We start from the raw sequence: 24707 nt of genomic DNA on the forward strand, positions 1-24707 counted from the left end.
CATTGAGTCTCAGGTGGAGCTTATCAGCTTTAAGCGATTATCAATTAGCTTGTATACCTTTAAGTTGTTATTGAATGCCCCGAGAAACCATGAGCCACAGGCAATCCAATATTCAGCATTATGTTCTTTTAGAATAAAAATTTCTTGGACATCCGATGTCCTCCAGAACAGCTTTCCTTTTAGGAGATAGTAGTTTTTGAGTTCTACAATTTCTATATTTTTGCTTCTTGCCCAAGATCTTATCTCTCTCCTAAAATATCTGGATTTTGGCGGAAGTACCACATACGGAAGCCCTCCAAGTATTAAGAATAAAAGTAAAGGTAGATTCCCTCCCAATTCAGGACTGTACGTATGGACTAGATTATCCAGGCCAACTGCTACTATTAGAATCAGAATCAATCTCATTTAACAATCCTAGCGGTTTCAAGCCCTATGGAGAGAGCGGCAGAAAGTGAAATATTCACTGTAGGCTCATTTTTATATCTATCTTTAATTACCAGATCTAAAAAGCACCTAGATAAAAACTATTCATCTGCATCATCGAATAAATGCTCTCACCATTTTGGTTTGGTTGCTTCAGTCATTTTCTGACTGTCATTAACCCTTGAAGCCATTTTGATAAAAGAGTTTTTCACTCTTTAAATCGCAGTCCATCGGCTAATAGTGCGACCATACGTCCTACTTGCCCAGATGAGTCTTCAGAAGAGGACATCCCCAATCTTGCAATTCCTCCGAGTAACTCATCTGCAGTTATATCTGAACGAACGTCTCCCGATTCTATTGCTGCACCTAATACCATAGCGAGGACTGGCCTTAAGTGCTGGTCAAAATAGCTTGGAAGGGTTTCAAAGGCTGGATCGCCTGAGTGCAATACTTCGGATAGTCCTCGCTTAGTGGCAAAAAAGGTCGCAAATGTTTGCATGCAGCTGGCCAGGGCTTCAAAGGGGGGGAGGTGTTTAGCCTGTTCTATCACTTCCTCAGAGCAGCTATCGATCTCCCTGCGAAAAACTGCTGCGATCAGGTCTGCCCGCTTCGGGTAGTGCCGATAAAGAGTACCTACACCGACACCAGCCTTACCCGCTATTTCCCGCACTGGGGCATCTACGCCGGAGGAGGCGAAGACTTCCTTGGCTGCCTTGAGCAAGGCGTCATGGTTGCGCTTGCCGTCTGCTCGCTTACGTTGGCTCGAATTAGTGTCATCAGATTTTGGCATATCTACCCCTTGATAAACGGAACATTGTTCCGTATATTTAATCGGAACGCTGTTCCGATTTTGCCATAGCCATGTGCTGGAGCCAATGGCCCATGAGCTGTATCTATGTGGAGACTGATGATGCACGGTAGACCAATTGCATTGATAACTGGTGCTAATAGGGGGATAGGATTACAAGTCGCGAGGGACCTGAGTGCTAGAGGCGTTTCTGTCTTAGTTGGGGCTCGTGATTTGAAGCTGGGGCAAAAAGCCGCTGATTCCATAGGCGAAAGCGTTTGGCCTATTCAGCTAGATGTTACTGATGAGAGCAGTATCCGAGCTGCAGCCAACACTATTAGAAAAGACTTTGGCCGCCTTGATATATTGGTTAATAACGCGGCGATTAGCCATGCAGGGGAGGCTGGAGTAACTCTAGCAGAAATCGGCAAAAAGACTCAGGTTAGCGCTGTAACTTTGGCTGAATTACGAGAAATATTTGAAACTAATGTTTTCGGGGTTGTAGCGGTTACCCAGGCAATGCTGCCTCTTCTTAAACTCTCTCCTTCTGCCAAAGTGGTTAATGTTTCTAGCGGTGCTGGCTCGTTGATGAGCCATTCAAATCCCAACAATCCGGCACGAAAAATGTTTGGTGCTTACTCCATGTCAAAAACTGCGCTAAATGCTGTGACTATGGCTTTCTCAATTGATTTTGAAAAATCAAACATAAAGGTAAATGCCGTATGCCCTGGGTTTACTTGCACTGGCTTAAATAATTACGAAGGTGAGCAGACTGTAGCAGAGGGCGCGAGGGAAATTGTGCGTGTCGCACTTCTGGGCCGAGAAGGGGATTCTGGTACTTTCACGAGCTTTAACGGTTCTATGCCATGGTAATTCGGTGCTGATTGCGAATACCAGTGGCCACTTTACTGAGTTCTATTAACCCCATCGATCAAGTGGGAAATTAAAGTTGAAGGAGAACAATTTATGACAACATCAGATCACACATCAGTAAAAAAGCAAGGCCCTTTTGTTATACATCATGCTGTATTACTGCCTGACTCTGTCAGGGGGCAAGAGCTAAAGGTTCGTGTAATCGCACCGGTGAACGGTGAAAACTTACCAATCGTTATCTTCGCCCATGGATACAAATCACCACCTTATGGATACGCTCCAATAACTGAATTTCTCGCCTCTTTGGGTTTTGTAGTTCTGCAACCAGTTTTCCTGGATTCTGAGGTGCCAGATGATGACCCTAGAGTGCCTGAAATCTGGCAGTATCGAGTATCTGACATGAAGAGAGTTCTGGATGAGCTGGACAGTATCGAGAAAGCTGTTTCCATGTTGCGCGGCCGTCTAGATAAAGAAAAGGTAGTTGCTATTGGGCATTCCTATGGAGCACAAACTGTAGGTATGTTACTGGGGGCTCGGGTACTAAATGAAGACAATATCCCTGGCCCCGATTTATCAGATAAGCGGGTGAGTGGGGGTGTTTTACTTTGTGCAACTGGAACAGGTGGAGAGAATCTATCCCCTTTTGCGGCAAAGTTCTTTCCATTTATGAATCCAAGTTTTACGGAAATGACTGCTCCATGCTTAGTTGTTGCAGCGGATCAGGATAATTCCCCACTGAGTACCCGTGGACCAGATTGGTTTACTGATGCTTTTACTTTGGGAACTGGTGCAGAGTACTTGCTGACCCTTGTGGGGGCAAAGCATTTACTGGGTGGAATTAATGGCTATGGCGTTGTAAGTGAAGAAGAAAACAACCCTGCCCATGTATCAATTGTGCAGGCCGCAATTTCTGCGTACTTAAGTAAGCAGTTCTATGAGAAAAACTCCGATTGGGAGGCGTTACTAGGCACGCTAAAAAGCCAAGATCCATCTATTGGTTTTGTTGAAGAAAAGTCAGCCAACATTTTTATGGCTTTATAGTCTGGAAACCTGTTAATTCTTTCATTCAATTAATCAGTTTTTCTGGGCAGAAAGCGAAGCCTCCACTTTGCCTTTAATCACGTCAACCTTTAGTGAATGATCTGGTAGTGTGATGAGTATACTTATCCAGACTTTAATTGCATTGTAGTGAATACTATATCGAGTCTCTATATCGATAGAATATCTGATTCACACCCAGGAAAAGATATAACGATTGTAAGGCGTATTATTTAGAAAGCCAGGACTATAAATGGCAGGAATATTGGCTGTGTGTAATTTATACAATTTCATGGAGTTTGATTCCTTATTCTATTCTGTGTCAATATTTCTGACATGTATCGTTGTGGCTTTGTTGGGTGCCCTGCATTGCTAATACGGCTTGGAATTTTAAGGAAAGGGTTGTGTTGTGAACAATGCTATTTATTGTAGCTCTATATATTACCCGGGACTTAATCCATGAGAGTTACGATACTGGTTGTGTTATTGCTGGTTAGTGTTGCTTATCTAAGTAGGCCGGAGAAAGCGAGTGAGTTACTTGCTGAGTACTGTGAAGATTCTCATCCAGATAAATCATTAGCCGACTGCAGGCAGCAAATAAAGACGCCTAAAATTAGATGTGATGTATTGAAGGGCACTTTGGAAAAAGATGGTACTTGTGTTAGGTGGGGACCGCCAAAAGGGAGTAGGCGTGGGCTTGATAATGATATCAACTTGTAAACTTTCGCTGACTTAGTGAGCCTAAAATTATCCTTAGATCTTCTTGCCACAGCTCTAAATTAGGGTGAATAGCTAAGTGAGCTGATATCTACAGCATCACTGCCTATATCTTCAATCTATAAGTACTTAAGATCTAGCAGGGTTCCTATCTCAGCAAAAATCGCAGTATTCAGTTCTCTAATTTATGAGGCTGTCCCGAGAGCACTTTCACATTTGAAGTCAAAGCTCCTCTCCAAAATCGGTTGTAGTTTCTTATCCGAAACATAACCCCTTAGCCAGTTGAGTGGCTCTCCGCTGGAGGCTATAAGGAAGCTAAATGGAGTGCCGGGAGTTTCGCCCAGTACTTGTTGAAGCTGTGTGCTTGCCTGAAGCATGGGGAATTCCGGGCGTAGCTTTCGATATTCAGCCAGTAGGGCTTTTCGGGAGCCATTGATACCCAGGGCGATGGGCTGAAACTGTTGGGAGCACTCGCTAGTAAGCCGGTTGAGAGCTCGAACCTGGCGAAAGCACCAGGGGCAATCAGGTTCAACCAGTACTATCAAGCTGGGTTTCCCTTTGAATTGCTGCAAGTTGATACGCTCGGGTCCGGCGAGGCTGCGCAGTTCAAAATCGTAAAGGGAAATGGCAGCTTCTGTCGCGCCAGCAGGCGCGAACAGAAGTGTGATTAGTGCGAGCCAGGCTCGCATTACAGGTTCCAGTCGAAGCCCAGGTAATATTCACGCCCTCGTAGCGGGCCGTAGATATAGGCTACGTCGTAGGCACCACTGGCATCCCAGAATAGAGGGCTCTCACCTTCCTCAACCTGGGTGTAATCTGTCAGGTTGTTTCCGCCCAGATACAGGCTCAGATTTTCAGTGACGTCAAAGGTTAATTTAAGATCTATTGTCCAATAGGCGTCTGCGCTCGTACTTTTTAAAGTGGAGTCGCCCAACTGGTTGAAACCTTCGTAGCCAAATTCATCCAAGTCCCGGGAGCCTACCCAGGTAGCGCTAGCGTATAGCATCCAGTAGTCGGCTTTGTAATCCAGATTGAATAGTGCACGCTGCTCTACTGGAGCAATGGCAAAAGATTCCCGGAAAACATCGTCGTAATCATAGGTCTCCAGTGTGCCACCGATAGACAAATTTTCGGTGAGCGCGTAGCCGAGAGTGATATCGGCAGCACCTACGGAGGCGCTTTCCTGCATCTGGGTAAGCAGTGGTACTCCATCTTCGGTTTCGCTCAGTGCTGCGAGGTTATCGACTTCGGTAAATGCCAGTGACAGGGTGCTGTTGAGGCGTTCTCCCTCGAAGCTCAATGCATAAGTTGCGGATAGAGATTTTTCAAGGTTTTCGATCTCGATGGCAAAGCCATCACCGGCATCAAGAATGCCGTGATCTGTTTCGAAAAAGGATAGGGGGGCTCGGTATCCTCGTCCCAGCGCTACCCGGGAGGTCCACTGGTCGTCGTGCAGATAGCGGAGGTCTATCCGAGGGGCGACCACCGTTTCATCGATCTCTGTACCCGGTTTTTGCTCGGCGACAAAGTCGGCTTTGGCGTTGTCTACGCGTATGGCCAGTGCCACTTCGAGGTCCGGTGAAACGGTCCAGGTGTCCTGTATGTAGAGGCCGGTGGTCTGGTAGTCGAAACTATCTTCGATGTAATTATCGCTTTCCTCTCCTGCGACAGAGTCGGAACGCATGGATTCATCGCGAAGATCGACACCAAATGTGAGCATGTGCTGATCGTTAAGGATCAAATTGTTGCGCAGGTCGAAGTAGTTGAGTGTGTCTGTAGCGGTGTAATCGAATCCTTCGTAGAAGGAGTCCTGCTTGTGCTCAGACCAGGCGACAGTAAACAGCGTGTTATAGGATTCGCTGAATTCGTGGAGCCAACTTGAGGAAATTTCACTGCGAGTGGTGGAGATCCATTCGGTAGTTTCCCAGGGTTTACCAATGTATTGCTGCCGCACATCGTCGTTGACAAACAAGTGGTCAGATTCCACACCATCGTAGCCTTGCAGGACGGAACCAATGCTGTATCCCTGGGGGCCGCCAAAAATACTGGAGTCGGTATAGGCTGTGCGCAGTACCACGTTGTCCCGTTCACCCAGGTCATGGGAGAGGCGAACTACATAACTGGTGTTCTCTTGCAGCGGAGCTTCGCTAACACCGTTGTCATCATTGTCCATCTGGTGGTGTTTATCGTCCTGAATAACCAGCGATGTACGGGTGCGTTCATCATCGCTTACATAGCCGCCCATCATGCCTAGAAAGTAGCTGTCGTTGTCCTCCATGGAGGCATTGATGTTGAGGCCGGTTTCCTCGACTTCCTTGGAGATGACATTGATGGTTCCTCCGATCGCTTCGGGTGCGAGCAGCGATGCTCCCGCACCTCGGGCCACCTCGATACGCGAGACACCTGTTGTGGCCAGTGCATCCACTGCGTAATAGCCAGCCATCATGGTGTGAAGAGGAACGCCGTCGGTGAGGATGGTGGAGTGCTCACCGCGCATACCGTTCAGCATTATTCGTTTGACCCCGCACATGGAGCACTCATTGGAAACCCGAACACCGGGGGACTTTTCAATGGCGTCAGTGAGGTTAACTGCCTGCAGGGATTTGATCAGGCTTTCATCAACAACCTCAGTTTTCTGGATTGCATCCAGCAAGGCTCCGCGCTCATAGAGGCGCTGGCGCACACCGACTACTACGGTTTCCTCCATTACAATGGGCTGATCTGAAGGAGTTTCATTGGCGAGGGAGGCGGGTACTGTGGCTGCGAGTGCGGTAGCTAGCAGGGTTTTGCGAAACATGAGAGGACTTCCAGCAAGAAAACTGCCGAACATGATAATGATTCGTATTTGCGTGGCAAGTGAGCAAAGGTGGTAGTTTTAGTGACTTTGGATTTAGCGGGCCAGGATGTATGGGCGCTAACTTAGGGGGGATACTCAAGAAGCCTATGGATTTCTTTTGGGCTGGCTTAGTGAGTTGCTCTTTGTGAAAGAGTTGGAAAACCTTGGTCGATAGATTGTGGTTGAGGCCCGCTGTGGGCCCTCATTTAAGGGGAAGTTGATTCTCAGCGTTTTCTGTTACTGAGTTTCTGCTCCCTTTGAATACGTCTATAAATTTCTTCGCGGTGAACTGCTAGGGATTTGGGGGCATGGATCCCGATCTTTACTTGGTTACCCTTAACCTCCAGTACTTTGAGCGAGATGTCTGTTCCAATTCTTAGGTTTTCACCAGTCCGACGCTTCAAGATCAACATATTTTTTCCTACTGAATTTCAAGCTATTTTTTGGGCTCCGAAACCGGAAGGCTTAGAAAGTCGTGATTGCGGGAAGGGCGGGGGGGGAGCGCGAGAACGGTAAGCATAAAAGAAGAAAAGGCGGGCACTACGCTCCCAGAGCTTGGGATATCGCTCCAAGCTACTGGATCTTCTCGACTTTATTGAAGACGAGCGGGTTTCTAGCGTACTATGCATACAGCCATCTTGATAGGTGATTTATCAATTTGGTTAGCTGGCCCCTGGTGTTGGCGCACCTTGGGTCAGCGCCTTTTACTTACTTTTACGTCACGCTACTGTTCTCCTCTGAGAAATGAGTCTTGGATTTGTTTGGATCAACGATCCTTAAAAAACTGTTCAGTAAGACTCTAATTCCGATAAATATCCATCAATTTTACGCAGCTTTGACACTAAAACAAACTTAATAAAATCCAATAAGATCATTTTAGTGCCTATATTTTTTCGTATTTTCTTAAACTGTCCGCAATTGATAATTCTATTTCCAGTGAGGGTTAAATGCCTTTATTAACTTCTATATTGGATTTTTTAAATAATTAATACAGCTGGTAAGGCTGAGAGTAGTCTTAACTAATCGTACAAACCCCCTATATTGAACAACAAATAGCCTGGAAGCCATTGGGATACCTTGTTAGCCTCTCTTGCAAGCTAGCTAGGAATAGGTGGGGGTATGCAGGAGTCGGATGTTGCCAATCGGCTGATTGATGCTGCGCGAGAGTGCTTTTTGAACGATGAATATCATCGGGTTACAACTCGCCAGATTGCTGCAAAAGCTGGAGTGGCTGTGTCAATGATTCGATATTACTTTGGTAGTAAGGATGGACTCTATGAAGATATGATTCGCCAAACCCTCCTGCCACTGATTGATGCGGTAGAGCAACTCAGCCTTGATGGCGACTGGGATTTTGGGGATTTCTTTGATCTCTATTATTCCACGATGCAAAAGAATCCCAAGTTTCCGGCTTTGATCTTGAAAGTAATGGCTCTTAATCAGGGTCCTGGGAAAAATGTGATTCGTCAGCTCTTAGAGCGAGGGCGCCAGCGGGGATCTCGCCGGCTGGCAGAAATTAAAGGTGAAGAAGCTCTGCCTGACAACCCGAAGTATGATCTGCTCAGGATTTCATTTGTCAGTTTAGCGATGTTGCCGATGCTAGCCAAACCTGTCCTAGAAGAGCAAATGGGGCATGTAATGGACCCCGATTTCTTAAAGCAGCTTGCTGAGTTTAATGGCCGAATACTAAGGTCAGGATTGCAGAGCTTGTAGCGATAAGGCCCCGTAAATTGGGGTCGATCTCTTACATCTATATTTAATCAGATGTTATTTCTGAGGAGTTCTTATGCCCAAATCAATGCAAAGAAATAGAATTCTAAATTGGATATTTCAACGTGCTTCCAATACGATTTATAGCATTTGTAATATTCCTAATATTCTAGTGCCTCCGCCATTTCGAGTAATGCAAATTGGGTCGCTATTTTGGCAATCTCGATGTCTATATGCCGCAGCGCGATTAAATGTAGCTGATTATATTGAGAGTGGAGTCGTTCCTATAGAAAAACTGGCGAATGATTGTGGCGCGGATAAAGAGTATCTATATCGATTGATGAGGATGCTTTGCGCAATGGGTATTTTTAAGGAGGTAAAAGCCAGGCATTTTTCACACAATCGAAATTCTGAGGTGTTGCGCAGTGATGCCAGCAACAGTGTAAAAAGCATGGTGCTTATGCATAACTCCCCAGAATTTAGCATGCCCTGGTTTAACGAATTTGAAAAACATATTAAAGAGGGAAGCGTGCCTTTTGAAGGTATTTATGCTCAAGAGATGTTTGATTATATGAATGATAATCCATCCGTTAGTTCCCTTTTTTCGGATGCTATGGACACGGTCGATAATCTCACCGGGTTACAATATCTTCAAGATTTTGATTGGAGAATTTTCGATAGGATTATTGACCTGGGTGGGGCGAAAGGTAGCAAAAGTGCAAGTATTCTTTCTTTATACACGCACATAAGTGCGGTAGTGGTCGATAGGGGTAATGTGGAGGTGTCTGCGAGGGAGTACTGGAAAAATATGCTGAGTGATTCAGTAGAAGAGCGACTGGACTTCTTTTCGGCAGATATCATTAAAGATATGCTCCCGGTATCTATTAGTGACAAAGATGTTTACTTGTGTACAGCTGTTTTTCACTTGCTGAGTGATTGTAAGGCAAAGATACTCCTTGAAAATATCTATTCTTCGATGCAGGAATACCACGCTACCCTGATTATTGTTGACGCTGTATTACCCGAGAAAGGCACGGATCTCAATTTGGCCGCCATGGACATGCAGATGTTGATGGGGACTCGAGGTAGGGAGCGAACCGCCAGGGAGTGGGGGCAGCTATTTAGCGAGAGCCCCTTCTACTTGTTTGAGACGGTATGTGTACGCACTTTTGCAAAACTGATGGTATTAAGGAAGAAAAACCAGTCAACTAGCTCGTAAATAGAGGCACAGATTGTGCGCTGTAACTGATAAGAGGGGGTCTTTTAATTGTTCTGCTTGTTGTATTGGGGTCATAAACAGGTTGTTTGACACTGATAGGTACATAGGTATGCCAATTTCTATTTAAAGCCACTGTAGCTTAAAGTGCAGTATTGCCTGTATTGGTTTTATATACGCCTATATTTTACCTGTAACCTCTCTCCGTGAGTGGGAAAAAGTTTCCGATGCACAGCATCTATGAAACCCTGTAGGGCAGTCCTTGAGGGCAAAACTACAGCATTTGTGCGTCATCGGCAGTAGGAGTATCACGGAGTTGTTTAGAGGTCTTAAGCCAATATATTTGAAATTGCTGGATCTTTACCATGTATCTAGTGCCTCGTTTAATAGGCTTTATGGTGGTCTTTTCGCTCATTTATGCTGGGTACGCTTGGGCCGACCTGGAAGACAGGGAGCTCATTGCCGGGGTAACTTATGATATTCCCGGCTTGGCCTATAGAGATCCATCATCTGGCGCTATCGAAGGCTTTGAACCTGATCTGGTCAGGGCAATTGGAGAAAGATTATTTGGTGGCCCTGGTTATATCAAGCTTATCCGGGTTCTGGATGAGGATCGTGTACAGGCCCTTCAGGATGGAAGGGTGGATATGGTGGTATCCCAGTTTACTATCACGCCGGAACGGGAAGAAGAAGTAGATTTTACAATTCCTTATTACGTCACCGGAGAGGGGTTGCTGGTTCATGAAGATAGTGACATCGAGAGTTTTAGTGACCTGGAGGGTAAGCGAATTGCAGTAACTAAAGGGTCGCTTTCCCTTAAGCGAATGCGTGCTGTATTGCCTTCACTGAAAGGAGCAAAATTAATAGTCGCTCCCACAAGCTCGGCGACTTTGGAGGCCGTTCAAAGTGGAAATGCTGATGCAGCCTCCAATGATATTATTAATCTGATACTTTTGCGGAAGGCTTCGGCTTACCCAACGCTATATCGATTGGTAAATATTAGTGGAGATTTCCCGCCGAAACCCTTTGGTATCGGTGTCAAGAAGGGCAATAAAGAGTTGCTCGAGCGCCTAAATACAGTGCTGGAAAGCCTTAAGGCGAGTGGAGAAATTAGCAGGATATTGGACAAAGCCGTTTCCAGCGTGGGGCCAACAAGAGACCCCAGCGATAACCTTAGTGAGTCACCGTGAAGTGATTGTCCTGATCTTTGTATCGCTATAGTCATTATCTACTGAGGGGGCACGCCGGTGCAGGATACCCATTCGATCTTAGTGGAAACAGATGCGCATGAAGGTCTTGTTTACGTGCCTTCTCAAAATCGACTGTACTTCTCAAGCGTTCCGAATCTGGATTCTAAGACTCCTCAGATTGCCATTCGTTACTACGATTTTGCTACTGGTGAGGTTGTAACCTGGAAGACAAGAAGCAATATGGCGAATAGTATGTGGCTAAGTAATGATAGTGAGCATTTGTTGGTGGCAGAGCAGGGAATAGGAGGAAACCCTGGCGCTATCAGCCGTATACATCTTTCCGATGGACAACGTGAAGTACTGGTAGATAACTATAAAGGAAAACCCTTTAATTCACCGAATAAAGTTGTACAGTCACCCTCTGGCTGGATTTACTTTTCTGATCCGAATTACGGGCATAACCAGGGCTTCAAGCCTGAGCCAAAGTTGCCGCCAGCGTTCTATGCATTCAATATTTCAACAGAAAAACTAACCCGCTTGGCAAACGAATACATAATGCCCCATGGTTTGGCTATCTCACCAATGGGTACCAATATTTATTTTGGTGATACAGCGGCTATAGATGGAAAGAGCTCCTACGACCCGAGCAAAACAAAAGACATTTATGTTAGTGCTTTGCTATCCCCGGACCATTTGGGAGACAAGCATTGGGTGTTGTCAACTCCAGTGGGGATTCCTGATGGTTTTATTGTTGTTGGCCCGAGAAATGATCTTTGGGTTGCAGCAGGGGATGGGTTGCGCCACTATCGCAAAGATGGTTCTCTGGTATTCCTTTACCCTGTTCCCGGTGGGGTGTATAGCGTAGCAACTGATGGAGAAGCTTTTTACTCATCGAGTAATTCCGCTATATGGAAAACCGTACCGGGTGGGGAAGGATGATGAGAGAGTGGCCTACTTTTTGGGGGCTATTATCCTTTCGATCTCTCTCGCTATAGAGAGTAGTGCCAAGTCTGCACCGGGCGTCCCATCCAGCTCCAGACCCACAGGTAAGCCATTGGCGCCAGCCCCTATGGGAATACTGATACCCGGGGCGCCAGTGACTGGTGCTGCGACATTGTTATATATCAGTGTGTCCAGGGTGGGAAGTGTCTTGCCATTTAGCTCAAGTTGATTTGAGGATGTTTCTATAGGTTGTGCTTCTATAGGTGCTGTTGGAAAAACGATAGCGTCCAGCTGATGTTGTTTGATGATCTCCGAGTAGGTTTCTCGCACGACAGGCAATCTCCTCAAGGCCGTTTGATAGGTGGAAGCTGAGGGCGCCTCGGGGCCAAGTACCGATTCTTGATAGACCGCTTTTACATCATCACTTTTAATCATTGCTACCACCTCTTCCAATTGTGTTTGTGGTTGGTATTTCGATAAAAAGTGGGTCATGGCGGTTTCCATTTGATGAAAACCAATGGGGAATCCGACCTCGAGAGCGGCGGTGACTACTGGTGATAGATCGAATTCTACCAAGTTTACCCCCATATCACAGAGGGCTTTTAGTTGAGCAGTGAAAGACCTGTTGACCCCTGGGGAGAGATTGTCAAACAATGGATGGGCAAGCCCCAGGCGCAACTGATTGATTGGTTTGTATTTAGGTAGGGAGGTACCGGTCATCACCTCAAACAAGTATGCAGTATCTTCGACATTAGTTGTCATCGAGCCAACGGTGTCAAAGGCCGGCACAGAGGGTACTATCCCCTTACTACTGAGGCTTCCAGTTGAAGGCCTAAAGCCTACAACGCCAGTTAGGGCTGCTGGTAACCTGATGGAGCCTGCAGTATCGGTGCCAAGGCCTGCAGCCACGATTCCAGCAGCTACCGCTACGGCGGTGCCACCCGATGAACCGCCGGGGAAGCAAGAGATGTCCCAGGGATTCCTTACTGCACCGAATGCGGCATTGTTAGAAGTTACGCCGAAGGCGAGTTCATGTAGATTGGTCTTCCCGATCACTATGGCGCCACACTTCTCTAGTCGCTCAACGACTGGTGCTGAGTTTTCGGGCAAAAAGTTTATGCCAGGGGTCCCGGCAGTAGTTCGCATACCTTTTACATTGATATTGTCTTTAACTGCGATTGGGATACCTGCGAGAGGTTTCCGGTGACCATCCGATGCCAACTGCTTATCAATGGTTTTTGCTTTCTTAAGTGCACCATGCCGATCAAGACGGATAAATGCATTAAGCTCTGAATGAGCGACGGCATTGTCACAAGCTTCTTCAATCAGTGATACCGCAGAGATCTTTCTCGTGAGTACCATCTCGACAAGGTCATGAAGGGATGTGGTCATAGTTTGCTTACTAGCTTCTGATTGTACTTGGGATCTTAGATCATAGAGAGGAAGAAAGTGGGACGATAAGAATGATATTGGCTAATTTGATAGCACTAGCCTTGGTCTCTCCGAGAAGTACCTGATAGTGAAGAGTGCGTAGCTCGTTTCTGGGCGTTAAAGTATGAGGGTTATGGATTTTGAAAGTTGATGTATTACTGTTTGATCTCGGCGGCGTACTAATAGAGCTAAAAGGTCGCCCATTGCCAACCGGCAAAGCGCCTGTGACAGATGTCATTATTTCCGGTCCTGTAAGGCAGTTTGAGAGAGGAGAAATCACCACAGAAGAATTTGCAAACGCTTTAAAGTCTCAATTGGAAATAGAGGAATCGATAGAGACTATTATCGATCACTTCACAAACTGGCCAGCAGGATTCTATCCAGGAGCAATTGAATTACTCAGTTCTCTAGAGAAAAAGTACAGAGTGGCCGCATTGACAAATACCAATGAACTTCACTGGCCGCGCATCACCCATGAATTTAATGCACATAAATATTTGGGCCGAATATTCGCTTCCCACCTTATAGGCATGGCAAAGCCCGATGAAGAGTTTTTCAAACACGCGCTTGAACAGCTGGAAGTTGAAGCCAGTAGTGTTGTCTACATGGATGATATTCCTAGAAACGTAGATGTGGCGAATAAGGTGGGTATGAATGCGTTTCATACCAAGGGCTTTGAGTCGGTATTGGAAGTGTTAGAGCGTATTAATGTTCAAAAATAGGCTTTTGCTAGTAAGATAGGTTAGAGATCTAACAGACTATTTTGTAGAGGTAATTACCTGGCCTTTAAAATTTACTTAAACCATCCAGCCATGCCGGCCCTCAAGACGCTTACTCTTTCTAAATTGTAATTTTCAGGAGCTTGCTCACGGTTAAGTTCATTTGAATGTTTGTCGGACTATAATTTACACGCAGTTAGTAAGTGCCAGCTTAGTGAAATATGATCATGATGAGTGTTATTTCTGGGGTCGGCTGAAAATTTGTGAAAAACACTAATAAATTATGGGGTTACGTGAGTAGGGTGAAATTGAGATAGTAGTCATAGTGATCGTTTTTGTAGTTTGTTTAATCGTGCCATTTTAGTGTAACTAGCTGATTTCCAATGGGAAACTGTAGTGGTGGCGGCAGATTGATTATGAGATAGTAGTCAATATAATAGTGGTCAGAATGATTACTATATAAATGTTACATGCCATGAGTACACTGAAAGATTTATCAGGTAAAACAGTCACCGTTTCAAACGGTCACCTTAGCTACGAAATACTTGATGCTAAATCGGAGTTCGTTCCTGTATTAGGCGAGCTTCTGCAAAACCAATTTGGGTATTTGCCTGTTGGCTCACCAGCTATTGGGCTCAGTGAGGTAGTGGCTGAAATTGAGCTAAATGGCACTAAGTTAGGTTTAGGCTGGGACAACTGGTCTGGAGCTTATGTTATGGCCTATTGTGAGAGCGGAGATTCATTAATAAAAACAATCGCCAGCTATTTAAGTGATGAGCTAGAGCAACCAAAGTACCGAAAATATGCAAGCATGTAACAAGTTGCTCAAGTTCACTCCGGCCGCAAAAGGCGCGGCCTCCGCGGGACAGCCTACACTGCGTTTCGGCTGCCCCTTAGCAAGGCGTTAAACGTCACTATGAATAAAGCCTTCTTTCTATTACTAGCAATGTTTCTATCAGCGCCCTGTTTCTCTGAAAAGATTCGGTTGAAACCATACGATTGCGGCCCTCTGGCAAGGGGTGAATTAGGAGTAGTGTTTAGTACTGGCGAGCTTGGTAATGGTCAAACCTATTTTGTGAATGGCAAGGCTAGTGATCTTTGTCCTCAGTTAATGTCTGAAAAAAGTGTTTCTGGTTACGAGCCTAATTACTGTGCTAATTATGAACCAGTAAACCGAGAGGAATGCGGTGTAATCAAAATATTCACTATTACGAGGTATCAACATGCTCCCGACACTTAACAAAGTGGTGTTGTCGCCTTCGGCTGGGGCGCACGAAACCTTGGCGTTAAAAGGCAAAACATGATTACGCAGCAAGTCACAGCAATCGCATTAAGGCTATTTTCAATCTGGCTTTTAATTCAGCTCATCTTGAATTTGCCAAGCCTTGTAATGCTGTTCGCCAGCGTTGAGCAATATCAGCAGCAAGAAATACCTATGGAGGCATATGTTGGCCTCATAGGGGCATTTATCCTAGTCGGGCTCATCGCAGTATTCTTAATCAACAAAGCTGCCAACTCAGTTTTAAAGAGTGCCAAATCCAACTCCGAGGCAACACTGAGTAGTGACTCTCAAAAAGTATTGTTTCAGCTAGCAGGTTTATACTTTGTTGTTAATGCTCTAGCTTATTTACCTCGCTCACTGTCATTTATACCAAACACAGTGGAAATATCGTCATCAAGCATTTTATGGCCAGCTGGTTTGGTGTTCCAGTTAGCCATTGGCTTATGGCTTGTTAGCGTGTCTACCTTCTGGCTCAATCTATTTAATAAGCTGCGAGGCCGTACCTAATGCCTTTTAACAAGGTGTTCAACTACACTCCGGCCGCGAGCGGCCTTTGTCGGACAGCCCATGCTTCGCGCGGTCTGCCGGTTATTGAGGGCGTTATACCTTATGAAAGATTTAGCTAAGCTCGAAGACGAAGTACATAACGAAGAAACATTCATTCTATTCTTGGAAGCCCTTGCTGCTGACAGACTAGATGAGGAAGAACATGAGAAGGCCAGTCCAACTAATCCATATGGCCGAGGTCATAATGGATGGGAGCATGAGACTATTGGGCAGTATCTTGATGCGTCCGCTGCATGGGCAAACTCATCAATTAATGGTTCGCCAGTCCTGCCTAAAGAGGTTAATCCTTGGAAACGTATGGCCCAAATATTACACGCTGGAAAAATATACGAATGAGGTATAACATGTGACTATGGTTGCTCGTCAAGTTTTTAAGCCATACTTTCATCCCAGTAGGTGTTATTCTTTACCATCGTATTCAGGATCGTAATCTGCTTTCTCATACATGCAATCAGAGCGACCTTTTTAGGTTTACCAGCGTCGACTAGTCGCTTATACATCGGCTTTAATTTAGGATGATGTTGTATGGTCGACATGATGGAGACAAACAGAACTGTGCGTACACGATGCCTTCCACCTCGAATATATCGTTTGCCCTGGAAGCTGTCACTATCACGGTTCATCGGAGCGATACCGATAAGTGCAGCGATTTCTTTACGGTTCAATTTTCCTAGTTCTGGAAGTTCGCTCATCAACGTATAGGCCAATACATTTCCGACTCCTTTAGCGCTCAACAACAGGTCGCGCCTTTGCCGCCACTCAGACACACTGTTAACCAGTTTATCCAGTTGTTTGTCGATACCTTGTAGCTCTTTCTTGATGGTGTTTAGAATGGTCTGGATAGGTTTGTGCACTGATTTAGGCATCCTCTGAAGCCGATTCTTTTGCATTGTACTCATCTCTAAGCACTGACTTCTTACAGCCAGTAAGTCACTGATCTCCCTAAGCTTTTCTGGTTTTAGCACCGACAGTCTTGGCTTCATGGCCTCACCAAAATGTGCAATATCCATTGCATCTAGCTTGTCAGTTTTAGCGAGGCGTCCTGCGGATTTAGCGAAGTTTCTTATCTGCGAAGGGTTGCAAACAACAATAGGTAGCCCTGCTTTTTCTGCGGCGCAAACAAACTCTAATTCAAGTCTTCCTGTAGACTCTATTAGCACTCTTTGAGGTTTAAGAGGTTGTAGCTGTTTAATGGCATCCTTAATACCATTTTTATTATTGGTAACACTAGAGAATTGGCCAGTAGGTCTCACATAAATATCTAGTTGTTTACTACTAGTATCGATACCGACATTGATCTCTTGAGGTTCCATAAGATAAGCTATCTCCGCCTTGCTATTCGGGCTTGAGGCCCACATGACTATTCGAGTTATGCCTAGTGAGTGTCTGTCACGTTCCAACTTGTTAACGGTCTTTTTAAACCGGCGCAGCAACGAACTGTGACAAACAAGGCCTTCGGTGGCCGCCGAAGGTGGGTCTCAATTTACCCGTTAGCGAAAAGGGTTTTCAACATCAGAATCGGGCAAGAACAACCATACAAGCGCAGGTTGTCGGAACTCCTTTCCGCTCCTTCGGCGCTACAAGTCGTCCGCAACTGCGGGCGTATGGAGGGTGGGGAGCAGAGGTGAGGTTGAAAAAGTTAACCGCTTCAGTTTGGGGTATGGAAAAATACCATCAGAGCGAATTAAGATTTACTTTGTAATTATGCAAACCATCAGAGGAGTTGGCTTATGAGAATAAAAATAGTTCTTGTTTTTGCTGCGGCGATAACAGTAGCTTTCAAGGTTTTTGCGGAAGGCGGTCATGTCGCAGTTTCAGATGATGTCATTGCACATCAGCGTGAAAATTTAGAGAAAAATACCTCAGGGAGAGGTTTTGGGCCACAATCTCCAAGAGATATTGACTCGGTTGCCGGTAACAATAGTTTTTTTGGGGGAAGCGCGCCAAATTACACGTCCATGAACCTGTGCAACATTCACTTCCACAAGAATGCTGAGCACAAGGGTGGTGAATTTACAATCTATGCAGGGAATGGTGATGGGAGCGGTTATCAGTCAGGTTATAAATATTCTGGTAATCTGTCCAGGTCTGAGTTAGTTCCACTGGATCAGGAGGTGTGCGGGAGCCCACATGGCGGCCTTCAGTCAGGAGACACCATTGAGGTTCATTATGTTCACTCATCTGCCAGAATCAAACCCGGCCCTACCTTGGGTGCCTGTCTTCACGAGGATATCAAAAATCCACAATTACGTGTAGAAACGCAAGTTTATGTTTTGGTGAATGATTCCAATGCTTTGGATTTCACAAAGTTAACTGCACACGATGAAAGGGGTGGTTTTCAACAAGCCTTGGGAATTCCTAACAATACTGGAACGCCAATTCAGTATTCAGGTTCCACTACCGGTCCTGGTTACAATGAGAAAGGCTCACCTTTTTTAGTCACCTGGAGCGTCCGCCCTAAAGTTGCCAAAGTCAATGTTGCCTCTGTAGGAGAGTGGTGTAAAGGCAATGTCTTTAACGAAGATCATGCTCATGGTGTAAGGAACTTGATTCAAAACTTAAAGCTTCTTTCTAAGATTGAGAACTGATATTGATCTGAGGGAAATAATAAAGAGACTAATGCTGCCATCTAGCGGAGATAGTGTTTTTGCATCTGTTCCGTTAAAGGTGGCATTATGTTGGTTATAAATGCTAGTGATGGAATCTAAATGAGGGAAGGGAGGTGGATTTTAACGCTCGAAGGGTATTCTTGAGTGCTATTTTTTGTGAGCTTTAGAGATATAAATCTAACGTCTATACAGAATTATCAATTAATGATGCAGGCGATTATGAATATATAATTATGGCTATAAGGTGTTCTGTGATTTTGGGGGTTTAGAACGCGTTCCTCTTTTTCTACAGTCAATAAATGCTTTGTTGATCCCATGTTGGGAAAGGTAAAATAATCTTAATAGTCATCATTAAAAATAATCCTGAAGTTATGAAAAATTCAACTTGATTAAATCCAAGAAGGCTGGATATTGGTGGTGTCTATGGGGGCAGGAAAGTGAAGAGGATCTGAGAGATATATACTCAAAGCTCAAAATATAAGTTTTACAGTTATCTACCCTATAACTTTTAATCGCTATTTTAAGGCGCTGCACAATACGTGTGTATCAATGTGTATAATGAAAGTTGTTGTTACCAGAATAGAGGGCGAGTTTTTACTTGTGTAAATATCGCTATCAAAGAGTGTTTTTAATAATAAAGTTTTTCAGGTGATGGTAACAGTATGCTTGAATCAAGCGATATGTCTTAATTGAAAAGTAGATGTTGATCATAATAAATCAAAGAGAATATTCTGCAATATGATGTTTGGATGGAGGGGGTATAACTAATCTAGCTGTATATAATTGGATAAAGAAAATTCATTCGTCTGTTGGTTGGGTTGGCCGGCCTACGCTTAGCTTAGGCCGCCCTTGTTGGCAACGGTAACTCTTGGTATCAGGCGCTGAGAATAAGAGCCTGCTGAATTCACACTGTAATAGGTAATATCCCCAAAATAGCTCCCCTGATAGTAGAGCTGGTCAAGCTGCTAGTCATCGGAAGGTGGTGGTGGTGGTGGTGGAGGCGGAGGAGGTGGTGGCTCGCTAGGGCTGTGAGGTGCGAGGGCAATTAGCAAGGTAACAACACAGATTGCCTTCATTGTGAGCCCTCCAAGCAAGCAAAAAATCAATGCGAGAGATTCATCGTGAAGATAAGTCAAGATTGGGTAAAGTTGAGCCCTTTCGGGGGCGCGTCCTTCCTGAACCTGTTCAATAAAGTGTTTTCCTTCCTTGCTGATCTCTATTCTACTTACAAGTGCTTGCCGCAGTGTCAAAAGCCACTTCTCAGTTGTGCCGTACTTCTTGATTCCCTCTTTTAGAGCCATTGCCAATGTTTCATCAATTTCTGTATTGGCACGAATCATTTTTAAAAGAGAATCCGCATCAAGGGTTAAAACCTCTGAGAGAGTATCCTTGAGCTGATCAAGTGAATCAACGGCTGCTTGAGAAGCCTCAATCATACAGTCAAGAGATTGAAGCATGTACAAAGACCAAACATTCGATGCATTTGAAGAGGTTAGTAATTCGTCATAATATTTGGAATCTATGGCGAGACTATCTTCTATCCTCGTTGCAGCCAGGATTTTAACGCGGAATGATCGATAAGGCCTAAAATCCCTATTTGTGCTATCTGTTACAGTGCTCTTTGGCGCTGTAATTGTTTCCATTATATCTTCCATTGTCCATTTCCATTGTCCAATATGAGTTAATAATGCATTGTCGACAATAATTGCTTTACATGAGTCAATCAAGCTGCTGTATGCTATTGTAATTTTTGGCAGCTAGAACAGCTACAAGGTGTTCATCTTCCGCCATATCAATGTAATGAAGCTAAATGGCCTTTAAGTTAGAAATATTATCTATTTCCGATGTGAATTAAATTGTACGCTTAAAGCTATATTTTATATATGGTTATCTTGGTTGAGTCCCTCTGTAGCTTTAATTTGTAGGTGTAATTTTGAGAAGGTGGATTCTCCAGGCTGAAGTGAGTTAAGTTGGTTGATAACCTCGTTTTGAATCTGTGATATCTGAATGATTTGCGGGTAATTTGATAAAGCTGTGATAAGTGTGCTTATCTAATATTTTTCTTCCTGTTATTTTAATCGTTCTATTTTATGGGGTGGTTTATTGCTGGTTATTTCTAGGGTGTGATGATTTTTAATTTCCATTTATATTTTTTTAAAGTTATCTAAAATATTTTTATCTATTGGTGAATTGAAAAATTGTTTGTTTGAATGCTGGGCTTGAGTGGGGGTTTGAGGGGGTAAAAATAGCGTTTTTGTGGCATGCAAAATTTAAAGCTATTTATTTCAAGTTAATATATTAGTTTTTTTCTTAAGTTGGAATCGGATAATAAATATATAAATTTCACGGTAAGTAAATGGCTTTACTCAGCTTGTGTAATTTATCTGTTATATTTTTGATGTCAAACACAGTATTTGTTGTTATGGAAAGTTTGGGGGGATAAATGATAAGGATTTTTATAGGCGGTATTTATTGCATCCTAGCTACTTCCTGATAGACTGGCGTTGTGAAAATTCGGCCTATTTAATTGGTAAGCTAGGCTTAGCTTGCTAAGAATCTGTGTTTGATTTTGGCCTTCCAAGGATTGTTTTGTGATATGGAGTGTTCGGATGGATCGTATCCTTTCCTGTTTTCTATACGTAATTTTAATTGGTTTCTCTGCTAATAGTTTTTCTCAGGTAACGTTGTTTTCTGATGACTTTGAATCTGGTTTTGGTAACTGGATCAATGTGTCAAGTGGTGACAGCGATCAGTGGACCCTAGGTTCCTTGGGAACACCTTCAAGTAGCACCGGCCCCCATGGCGGTGCTAGCAGTAGCTATTATGTCTTTCTGGAAACCTCATCTGATGGTGCAAATGCCAGTGGTGATTCGGCAATACTACAAGGCCCGGTGATTTCTGGTTTTGGTATTAAATTGAGATTTGAGTACCACATGTATGGCAGTGATGTCGGTTCTCTAGCGGTGGATGTGTATTCAGATGGGAGCTGGATCAATGATGTTTGGTTGATTTCTGGACAGCAACAAAGTACTAGTTTAGCTTCATATATCTCAGCAGATGTTGACTTAAGTTCTTATGCTGTAACCCAGATACGCTTCCGTGCAACAGCGGTAGGAGGCTATATGGGTGATATAGCGATAGACAATGTCGTTATTGAGGAGGCGGTTACTGGTCCAGTTGCTCCGACTTTTTTGAAGGATGAAATTGAAAAGCCTGATGCCCGTGAGGGTTCAGTTTATACTGGCAGTATCCTAGACGATGTTATAGATGTTAATAGTGATCTCCTCAGTTTTCGTAAAGTGTCCGGCCCCGAGTGGCTATCGGTTGCTGCAGATGGCAGTCTGAGTGGCACACCTCTTGAAAGTGATGTCGCTGTAAATAGTTTTATTGTTGAGGTGTCCGATGGTAGTTTCACTGATAATGCAATGCTTAAAATTACTGTAAAGGATAAGGATGCACCTTTAGTACTTTACAGTAATGATTTCGAGCTTGGTTTCGGTGATTGGGTTAACATTTTATCAGAGGATAATAAGAACTGGAGCCGTCACACTGGCAGTACACCTTCGGTTAGTACTGGCCCCCCAGGCGGAGCGAGCGGCAGTAGTTATTATGTCTATTTGGAAACTTCTTCAGGAGGTGCAAACTCCAATGGAGACAGTGCAATTCTGCTAGGACCAGTACTACTTGATACTAATATCTATCTGGACTTCAGTTACCACATGTACGGTAGCGACATTGGGTCGCTTTCGGTAGATGGCTATTCAAACGGAGCCTGGACCAACAATGTTTGGACAGTTTCTGGTGAACAACATACCGGTGTTTCAACCACTTATACAAAGGTAAGTTTAGAGCTGAGTAGCTATGGGTTTACTCAGCTTCGATTCCGCGCAACAGCGGTAGGCGGGTATATGGGGGACATGGCGCTGGATGATATTAAAATTACCGCAATTAATCCTGCCACTTTGGATTCGGATAATGATGGGGTATTTAATCCAGATGATCTCTGCCCCGGTACAAATGATGGTGAATCTGTTAATAGTGAAGGCTGCTCCTTGTCTCAGATAGATACTGATAATGATGGTGCAGTTGATTCAGTAGATGAGTTCCCATTAGACCCCATGGAGTGGTTAGATACTGATAGGGATGGTATCGGTAATAACGCCGATGATGACGATGATAATGATGGGGTACTGGACGCGGTTGATACATTCCCGCTGGATGGTTCTGAGTGGGTTGATACAGATAACGATGGCATTGGTAATAATGGTGATAACGATGACGACGGAGATGGTGTATCGGATATAGAAGATGCATTTCCACTAGATGCCACTGAATCAGTTGATACGGATAGAGATGGCATTGGTAACAATATTGATGTCGATGACGATAATGACGGCGTACTGGACACTAACGATCAATTCCCATTGGATGCTGATGAGTCGATTGATACTGATGGTGATGGTATTGGTAACAATATGGATTTAGATGATGATAATGACCTTCTCACTGATCATGATGAGATTAATAGTTATCATACTAATCCATTGTCCGCCGATTCAGATTTTGATGGAATGACTGATGGTTGGGAGGTTCTGTACAATTTGCAGCCTAACGTAAATGATGCTGATGAGGATCTCGATAGTGATAGTTATACTAATCTTCAAGAATTCAATGCTTCTACAGATCCAGCTGATCCCAACAGTATTCCATATGTACCAATAGATGATCTCTCTTTGAGTACTTACTCTAGCTGTGCGTTAATAAACAATGAGATTACTTGCTGGGGACTTATTGATGAGCATCCGACCCCTGATAATCTTATTGCACCTAGCAGAGTTGCCCACAATCGTTCATCTGGAATTTGTGCGCTACAGGGTAATGACGTTTTATGCTGGGGCAATGAATCAACGATGATTACTGATTTGCAGATTAACCCCATAAACGATGCAGTTGCACTTCATGTTGCAACAATGACAAATACAGCTTGTGTTATTACGTTATCTGGCGATATCAACTGTTGGGGGGGGGGAGTTACGGACTTAATGTTCCACCAGCTAGTCTTAAGAATGCTCAGCAAATTGATATGTTTGATTACCATGCGTGTGGACATGACGGGACTAATGTTGCGTGTTGGGGAAATAATACGGTTAGTCAGACTGATGTACCAGGTGACCTAGGAACTCCCGTTCAAGTGGTAGTTGGAGGGTTACATACCTGTGTTTTACAAGATGATCAACAGGTAACATGTTGGGGTGATAACTCAAGAGGCCAGACAAATGTGCCTAGTGATTTAGGCAACGTCGTTAGCTTGGATAGTGGTTATTATCATACTTGTTCCTTAAATAATCTCGGTAAAGTAAATTGCTGGGGTGACAATAGTATAGCCGGGCAAGTTGACGTGCCCTCCGACTTATCCGATGTAACCAAATTGCATAGCGGGATCCATAACAACTGTGCTGAGACTACTTTTGGTGCTGTATGTTGGGGTAAAAATGATTATGGTCAATCTTCAATTTGGTATGATTTAGTCGACTACGATGTCGGTGACGATCATGTGTGTGGTTTTAATAAAGACAAAGTGATGTGCTTTGGAAAGGAGCATAATGAGCCTGAACTTCTTAATGTTCCTTCTGGTGTAAGTGGGCCGAAGGCAATTGGAGTTGGTAGATTTCACAGCTGTGTATGGGCTGATACGGGTATGCACTGTTGGGGCAGGGAGGGTGAGCATTTAATTTTTCCTGCGGACTTAACAGATGTTACGGAGATTGACGCGTCAACCTCACATACTTGCGCCATCGATAATGGAGCAGTTGTGTGCTGGGGGTCAAATACCAATGGTGTTTTAAATGTTCCAACCAATATTTTACAGCCACATAAATTAAATACCGGTACGAACCATAATTGCGTTTTGGATGGAGAAACCACTGCAAGATGTTGGGGAGCGAATTATCGAAACCAATCTAGTGATCGATATAACCTAACAAACCCAGTAGGTGTTGCTGCTGGAGGTAGTTTCCCTTATCCCCATAGCGAAGATGATGGCCACAGCTGTGTTGCTGATGATTATGGTGTAGATTGCTGGGGTAGTAGTTCTAATGGGGTGCTTAGTATTCCCTTCGGGCTCACTAACGTCGTTGATTTACATGCTGGCTGGAGAGCAACCTGTGCCCTTGAGGCGAATGGCGAAGTTACTTGTTGGGGGGATTCAATAAACGAGAATATAGTGGATACCCTGAATATAGGTAATGTAACCAAGATCGAAGGATATAATGGGGGTATTTGTGCGGAGAATAGACGTAAATTAAGTTGTAGTGGTCTTGGCGGGGCACTGTTAATCAATCGCTAGTAAAAAATAAAACTCCTATTC

21 protein-coding genes and 1 pseudogene are annotated in these 24707 nt (G+C 44.3%); 14 read left to right on the top strand and 8 right to left on the bottom strand.

Annotated features, from left to right (window positions below):
• Positions 1-9: 9 nt before the first annotated feature.
• Together BTJ40_RS09290 and BTJ40_RS09295 are read right to left on the bottom strand one after the other, a co-directional pair.
• Positions 10-405, bottom strand: coding sequence for a hypothetical protein (locus BTJ40_RS09290; RefSeq protein ID WP_108732823.1), 396 nt, complete (start codon positions 403-405; stop codon positions 10-12).
• Between the two features lie 226 nt (positions 406-631).
• Complete coding sequence (locus BTJ40_RS09295; protein WP_108732824.1) at positions 632-1213, bottom strand: TetR/AcrR family transcriptional regulator; 582 nt, start codon at positions 1211-1213, stop codon at positions 632-634.
• Between the two features lie 120 nt (positions 1214-1333).
• On the opposite strand from BTJ40_RS09295, the gene BTJ40_RS09300 reads away from it, so the two are divergent.
• Both BTJ40_RS09300 and BTJ40_RS09305 read left to right on the top strand, forming a co-directional pair.
• Entirely contained in the window at positions 1334-2083 is a 750-nt protein-coding gene (locus BTJ40_RS09300; protein ID WP_108732825.1) for an SDR family NAD(P)-dependent oxidoreductase, read from the top strand.
• A 93-nt stretch (positions 2084-2176) separates the two neighbouring features.
• Positions 2177-3124, top strand: a complete 948-nt coding sequence (locus BTJ40_RS09305) for an alpha/beta fold hydrolase (protein ID WP_108732826.1) — start codon at positions 2177-2179, stop codon at positions 3122-3124.
• Positions 3125-4023: 899 nt separating this feature from the next.
• Here BTJ40_RS09305 and BTJ40_RS09310 read toward each other — a convergent pair.
• The 3 genes from BTJ40_RS09310 to csrA all read right to left on the bottom strand — a co-directional run bounded on the left by BTJ40_RS09310 (position 4024) and on the right by csrA (position 7087).
• Entirely contained in the window at positions 4024-4527 is a 504-nt protein-coding gene (locus BTJ40_RS09310) for a hypothetical protein (protein ID WP_108732827.1), read from the bottom strand.
• Complete coding sequence (locus BTJ40_RS09315) at positions 4527-6635, bottom strand: TonB-dependent siderophore receptor (RefSeq protein ID WP_108732828.1); 2109 nt, start codon at positions 6633-6635, stop codon at positions 4527-4529. Before BTJ40_RS09315 ends, BTJ40_RS09310 begins: the two co-directional genes overlap by 1 nt.
• Positions 6636-6898: 263 nt before the next feature.
• Positions 6899-7087 carry a carbon storage regulator CsrA gene (gene csrA / locus BTJ40_RS09320; RefSeq protein WP_108732829.1) on the bottom strand — a complete coding sequence of 63 codons (189 nt, stop codon included), beginning with the start codon at positions 7085-7087 and terminating at the stop codon, positions 6899-6901.
• 706 nt (positions 7088-7793) lie between these two features.
• Here csrA and BTJ40_RS09325 point away from each other — a divergent pair.
• From BTJ40_RS09325 to BTJ40_RS09340, 4 genes are all read left to right on the top strand, one after another.
• On the top strand, positions 7794-8387 hold the full coding sequence (locus BTJ40_RS09325) for a TetR/AcrR family transcriptional regulator (protein WP_108732830.1): 594 nt from the start codon (positions 7794-7796) through the stop codon (positions 8385-8387).
• Between the two features lie 73 nt (positions 8388-8460).
• The gene (locus tag BTJ40_RS09330) at positions 8461-9603 is read left to right on the top strand and encodes a methyltransferase (protein WP_108732831.1); all 1143 of its coding nucleotides are present in this window, start codon (positions 8461-8463) and stop codon (positions 9601-9603) included.
• Positions 9604-9965: 362 nt separating this feature from the next.
• Positions 9966-10790, top strand: coding sequence for a transporter substrate-binding domain-containing protein (locus BTJ40_RS09335; protein ID WP_108732832.1), 825 nt, complete (start codon positions 9966-9968; stop codon positions 10788-10790).
• 57 nt (positions 10791-10847) lie between these two features.
• Positions 10848-11729 carry an SMP-30/gluconolactonase/LRE family protein gene (locus tag BTJ40_RS09340; RefSeq protein ID WP_108732833.1) on the top strand — a complete coding sequence of 294 codons (882 nt, stop codon included), beginning with the start codon at positions 10848-10850 and terminating at the stop codon, positions 11727-11729.
• A gap of 12 nt (positions 11730-11741) precedes the next feature.
• Here the strand turns inward: BTJ40_RS09340 and BTJ40_RS09345 are convergent, their stop codons facing one another.
• Positions 11742-13124 (bottom strand): amidase family protein, encoded by a 1383-nt coding sequence (locus BTJ40_RS09345; RefSeq protein ID WP_108732834.1) that lies wholly within the window; start codon positions 13122-13124, stop codon positions 11742-11744.
• 179 nt (positions 13125-13303) lie between these two features.
• Between BTJ40_RS09345 and BTJ40_RS09350 the strand changes: the two genes are divergently transcribed.
• The 4 genes from BTJ40_RS09350 to BTJ40_RS09370 all read left to right on the top strand — a co-directional run bounded on the left by BTJ40_RS09350 (position 13304) and on the right by BTJ40_RS09370 (position 16067).
• Positions 13304-13885 carry an HAD family phosphatase gene (locus BTJ40_RS09350; protein WP_157953982.1) on the top strand — a complete coding sequence of 194 codons (582 nt, stop codon included), beginning with the start codon at positions 13304-13306 and terminating at the stop codon, positions 13883-13885.
• Between the two features lie 472 nt (positions 13886-14357).
• A complete protein-coding gene (locus tag BTJ40_RS09355; protein WP_108732836.1) occupies positions 14358-14699 on the top strand; it encodes a hypothetical protein in 342 nt (113 codons plus the stop codon).
• Positions 14700-15182: 483 nt separating this feature from the next.
• On the top strand, positions 15183-15671 hold the full coding sequence (locus BTJ40_RS09365) for a hypothetical protein (protein WP_108732838.1): 489 nt from the start codon (positions 15183-15185) through the stop codon (positions 15669-15671).
• 102 nt (positions 15672-15773) lie between these two features.
• Entirely contained in the window at positions 15774-16067 is a 294-nt protein-coding gene (locus BTJ40_RS09370) for a hypothetical protein (protein WP_108732839.1), read from the top strand.
• Between the two features lie 35 nt (positions 16068-16102).
• Here the strand turns inward: BTJ40_RS09370 and BTJ40_RS09375 are convergent, their stop codons facing one another.
• On the bottom strand, positions 16103-17044 hold the full coding sequence (locus BTJ40_RS09375) for an IS110 family transposase (RefSeq protein ID WP_108732840.1): 942 nt from the start codon (positions 17042-17044) through the stop codon (positions 16103-16105).
• A 417-nt stretch (positions 17045-17461) separates the two neighbouring features.
• Here BTJ40_RS09375 and BTJ40_RS09380 point away from each other — a divergent pair, with 417 nt between their 5' ends.
• Complete coding sequence (locus BTJ40_RS09380; RefSeq protein WP_108732841.1) at positions 17462-18319, top strand: delta-class carbonic anhydrase; 858 nt, start codon at positions 17462-17464, stop codon at positions 18317-18319.
• Positions 18320-19305: 986 nt separating this feature from the next.
• Here BTJ40_RS09380 and BTJ40_RS22495 read toward each other — a convergent pair.
• Positions 19306-19995: a hypothetical protein gene (locus BTJ40_RS22495; protein ID WP_192879396.1), complete on the bottom strand. Its 690-nt coding sequence runs from the start codon at positions 19993-19995 to the stop codon at positions 19306-19308.
• Between the two features lie 954 nt (positions 19996-20949).
• On the opposite strand from BTJ40_RS22495, the gene BTJ40_RS09390 reads away from it, so the two are divergent.
• From BTJ40_RS09390 to BTJ40_RS09395, 3 genes and pseudogenes are all read left to right on the top strand, one after another.
• Positions 20950-23517, top strand: coding sequence for a hypothetical protein (locus BTJ40_RS09390; protein WP_108732842.1), 2568 nt, complete (start codon positions 20950-20952; stop codon positions 23515-23517).
• 14 nt (positions 23518-23531) lie between these two features.
• Positions 23532-23600, top strand: a pseudogene (locus BTJ40_RS23135) (hypothetical protein); the annotation flags it as partial.
• A gap of 18 nt (positions 23601-23618) precedes the next feature.
• On the top strand, positions 23619-24686 hold the full coding sequence (locus tag BTJ40_RS09395) for an RCC1 domain-containing protein (RefSeq protein WP_238152177.1): 1068 nt from the start codon (positions 23619-23621) through the stop codon (positions 24684-24686).
• The last annotated feature ends 21 nt before the right edge of the window (positions 24687-24707 follow it).

It is taken from the genome of Microbulbifer sp. A4B17 (assembly GCF_003076275.1).
In the GTDB taxonomy this organism is placed as follows: domain Bacteria; phylum Pseudomonadota; class Gammaproteobacteria; order Pseudomonadales; family Cellvibrionaceae; genus Microbulbifer.